The following is a 243-nucleotide window of genomic DNA, read 5'->3' as shown; positions in this document are numbered from 1 at the left end:
CCCGCGCGGCTCGCTCAATGTGCCATTGACGGCCGGGTACAGTGTGGCAATCGACCGCAAGGTGATTCCGCTGGGCAGCCTGCTCTGGTTGTCGACCACGCGCCCGGACGGTACGCCGGTGGTGCGGCCGGTAGGCGCTCAGGATACGGGCGGAGCCATTGCTGGCGAAGTGCGTGCGGACCTGTTCTGGGGCACCGGGCCTGAGGCAGGCGAGCTGGCCGGTAACATGAAGCAGCAGGGGCA

1 protein-coding gene is annotated in these 243 nt (G+C 68.3%); it reads left to right on the top strand.

Annotated elements, in window-relative coordinates:
- Nucleotides 1-243: 3D domain-containing protein (locus SB765_RS32930; protein ID WP_410932936.1), on the top strand; the 243-nt coding region annotated here is incomplete at both ends.

This window comes from Pseudomonas sp. SIMBA_067, from assembly GCF_046534675.1.
GTDB lineage: Bacteria > Pseudomonadota > Gammaproteobacteria > Pseudomonadales > Pseudomonadaceae > Aquipseudomonas > Aquipseudomonas putida.
This window is presented reverse-complemented; position numbering and strand designations above follow the sequence as displayed.